This is a genomic window from Clostridium sp. (genome assembly GCF_051650885.1).
Classification (GTDB): Bacteria; Bacillota; Clostridia; order Clostridiales; family Clostridiaceae; genus Clostridium.
On the sequence record NZ_JBOFRG010000373.1, the window covers coordinates 1 to 4011 of the forward strand.

General features: G+C 36.4%; 2 protein-coding genes. One reads left to right on the plus strand and one right to left on the minus strand.

Going from position 1 to position 4011, the window contains the following annotated elements:
- Positions 1-345 precede the first annotated feature (345 nt).
- Positions 346-3807 (minus strand): reverse transcriptase domain-containing protein, encoded by a 3462-nt coding sequence (locus ACRC28_RS19065; protein ID WP_438545039.1) that lies wholly within the window; start codon positions 3805-3807, stop codon positions 346-348.
- A 35-nt stretch (positions 3808-3842) separates the two neighbouring features.
- Here ACRC28_RS19065 and ACRC28_RS19070 point away from each other — a divergent pair.
- On the plus strand, positions 3843-4011 hold a 169-nt coding region (locus ACRC28_RS19070; RefSeq protein WP_438545040.1), incomplete at its 3' end, for a hypothetical protein.

Below are 4011 nucleotides of genomic sequence, written 5' to 3' on the forward strand. Positions count from 1 at the left end.
TTTTCTAGAAACCATTTGTAAACCAACTACGAAACCATTGACATGGCTTCTACAACACTCAAATTTATACATCCTTTTTTTTATTTCTTCGTAGATATCCTGACTTTTTTACCGACTATAAGGTTTCCCTCTTTCTCTAAACAAATTGCTTTTGATATTGCCCTTTTCGGCCATTTTCTATTATGAAAGTCCCTGTCTCATCGATCCTTGACTCCGCCGGTGTGCATTTAATACCCACGTAGTAACTATTGTTGTAAATCTTGTCAACTTGTTTATTTATTAATTCTTGCATGGGTTAAAAATAATATATATTTTTAAACACCAAGTATTACGACACCTCTCCTCCTAAATTGAAGAGTCAAGTTTGACTCGTGATTTGTTAAGTCGATATATCTTGTTATTCTTTTTGACTAGGTAAGCGTCTGGAAGGATTATATCTGTAATTGTATATCCTGATTCCCAATTACAGCTGAATTTTCCTACTGGGTTTTCCTTGTATATTAACACCTTGTCGTCAATATTTAATCTTTTTGTTATTTCTACCTGACCTTTTACAATAGCTTTTTTATATTTTTCGAAGTTATCATCTCTTGATTTACTTAGTTGCTCTGCTGAGAAAGTGACATCTTGCTGGTTTAATTCCTCATCAACTGGTAACGTGGGAAGTTTATTATGTTTTAAGATGTAAGGAGATGTTCCAATGCTTCTGTTAAATGCGTAGTTAAGACATCTAGTTGCGTTATCTAATTGTCGTTTCCAGCTAGTCTCTCCAAATTCCGTTACTTTCTTGAGTATGTTCATAAGGGATTGATTTGCGCGCTCTACTGCGCCCACAGTCTGATGATGTTCTGGGGAGCTATAACCCCAACTTATCCCATTTCTATCTGCTAATGCCTTGACCTCTTTATTGCAAAATTCCAGACCATTATCTGTTAAAATTCTAGCTGGTATGCCATGTTTGTCCAAAATTTTCTCTTGGATTGCATCTACAATAGCTGTACCTGTTTTGTAGTTTATGACTTTGGTCTCGACCCATTTAGAATAATGATCCACGGCTATAAATATGAAGCAATTACCTCCAGAACTGTCTGCGATTCTGCCAATTAAATCTATTTCCCATAATTCGTTGGGCCTATCGGATTGAATGACCTTATTTTTTGTGTTTCTAAGAGGATACCCCGATTTAAGGCAGGTTTGACATTTGCTAACGAAGTCCTCGATGTCTTTGTTCAATGATTTCCATTTGTATCTTTTTGCTATCATAAATTTCATTGTATTTGAGCTACCATGTCCTGATTCTACGTGGTATGATTGAAGGATTTTCAACTTAACTTCCGGGGAGAATTCTTCTGCTTCTACACTATTTATATTGATCGTTTCACTTCCTTGTCTACTGAGCCCATCTGCCCCATTTTTCTCTCCTTCAATGTATGTAGGAACGAATGAATATTCCTGCAGTTTCATAGCCCATCTCAAAATTCTACTGGTTGGATTCTTTGTTTCCCAGAGATATGTTAAAGATTTGTGATCTGTTTTGAGTGTAAACTCTTTTCCCAAAAGATAATTTCTATAATGATCTATGCTCTTAACAACTGCTAATAATTCTTTATCTGTTGTAGAATAATTTTTGTGTGCCTTCTCGAGACTCTTGCTAAAGGCACTTACAAATCTTTCTTTATCGTTTTCTCCAATCTGGGTTAATATTGCGCCTATTCCGTTTTCCGAGGCATCGGTTGTTAATATGAATGGTTTTTTAAAATCGGGTTTATATCTTAGTGTATTGATAGTGAGCTGTTGTTTTAGAATCTTGAATGCCTCTCTACCTTTTGTTCCGAGCGTTATTTTCTTAATACTTCTCTTGGATTCTCCCTTCAAAAATTCATTCAAGGGCGCCGCTAAGGACGATAAATTTGGGATGAATTCTCTACAATAATTAACTAACCCTAAAAATGATCTTAACGCGGATACGTTCTTGGGCTCCTCGTAGTTCGATATAGCCGAAACCTTTTCCGGGTCTGGTTTTATTGAATCTTTCGTAACTATACTTCCTAGTATTTTAATTTCATCCTTAAAGAAGTGACATTTCTTTTTATTAAGCGCTATATTCGCTGCCTTGAGCCTGCCGAACACTATTTCTAAGTGTTCTCTGTGTTCCTGGTGATTCTTTGAGTATACAATTATATCGTCGAGATATGGTATAACAAATTTTCTATTCTCCTTGACGAATATTGAGTCCATTGTCCTTTGAAAAGTAGCTGGAGCATTACATAGACCAAAGGGCATCCTATTGAATTCATAGTGTCCACCTCTCCAACTAAATGCTGTCTTTTCTTTATCCTTTTCGTCCATTGCTATTTGGTAGTAGCCAGATGTTGCATCTAGCGTTGAAAATATGCACGCTTCTGAGAGATCGTCTAATATTTCATCTATGCGAGGCAAAGGATATTTATCTTTTATTGTCACCTTATTAAGTTCTCTGTAATCTATACACATTCTGAGAGAGCCATCTGGTTTTGTTATAGGGACTATTCGACTGTTCCACGGGCTTTTACTATTTCTAATAACCCCAAGCTCTAGATTCTTCTGTATCTGGTCTGAGATTTCTTTTTCGAAGTGTATAGGAATTTTATAATTTTTCTGGTATACAGGTTTATCCGATGTTGTTTCAATCTCGTGTTTACCTCTGTTGCACAACGTCATTTCCGATATTTCTGTCTTGAACATGTCATGATATTTTTCTTCTATCGAGATATAATTCACTCTGTTAACCAGAGATTTAGATTTGTCTGGACTAATTAATTTCTTTACCAGATATTCCAGTATGGCCGGTTGTTTTGTTATGGCGTCTATTCCTAAGATTATATATTCTGGCTTGTTCCGGGTTACATAAGCTGATGTAGAGATCCTTGCTCCTCCAATTAAGAAATCAATCTTGTTGATTCTTCCCATAATGTCCAAGGCATTTCCGCACGCCGAGTTTATTCTCATTGACGAGTCATAAAGCTGTATGTTCGATTTTTTAATTACATGACATGGTATGATTGACACATCAGCTCCTGTGTCTATTAATGCTCTATAGTATTCATCACCGAATTTTAACTGAACGAAGCAAGGATTTTTTAGACAACTGTTGATCATTTTGTTGCTTACAATGAATTTTTTTTCATCTTGTGGGGCATGTCTAGAGGTTTCATTGATGTTTGTTTTGTTTTTATATTCCTTAAAATTATTCGTGTTTACGGGTTCTAAGATAAGTTCGGTCTTATCTTCTTTTATAGGGAAGGCTATCCAGGCCATTTCCTCTGCTCGCCTCAGGAATTCACTCCACTCTTGGCATTTGCAAGAAAAATCAAACAGAAAGGCTTTTAGAGATGAGGGGGCTTTGGCCACTATGATGTCCATGACCGCTTTATAATTCAACATTTTAGATTCTACTACGGTGTTCCCTAGTCTGCATAATTTAAAATAATCTTTTATCTTGTTCATCTGATTAAGACCAAAAAACTCATCCAAGATCTTTAAATCTGTATGTGTGCTTCCAAATCTTTTCTTTAAGCTATTAATAACCGAATTCAGTTCCATCTCCCGATAATCTTTAAAAGTGAGTGAGGCCCACGAGAGTGCGTCACCTTTGAGAGATAAGTAGATAAGTTTTATGGTTAATTTCTCGTCTAAGTCACAGGTCTTTGCTATAAAGATGGTATCTCGCAACCAACTAGTTATGTTCTCTCCTTCCTCTCCATTGAAGTCTTTTACGATTTTCGTCGCCGTCGCCATGTCAACTTGTTTATTTATTAATTCTTGCATGGGTTAAAAATAATATATATTTTTAAACACCAAGTATTACGACAAAGTCTACTTTCAAGATGGCCACAACTGGAATAGCAGCAGATCTTCTTGAGAACGGAAGGACTGTTCATAGTGGTTTCAAACTCCCAGTGCCACTAAATGAGTCCAGCGTGTCAAGACTGCAGCCTAATACACCCGAGGCTGCAAGGATAATGGAGGCCT

Coding starts and splice junctions, on each gene's coding strand:
- ACRC28_RS19065 (WP_438545039.1), bottom strand. CDS start 3,807: ATGCAAGAATTAATAAATAAACAAGTTGACATGGCGACGGCGACGAAA.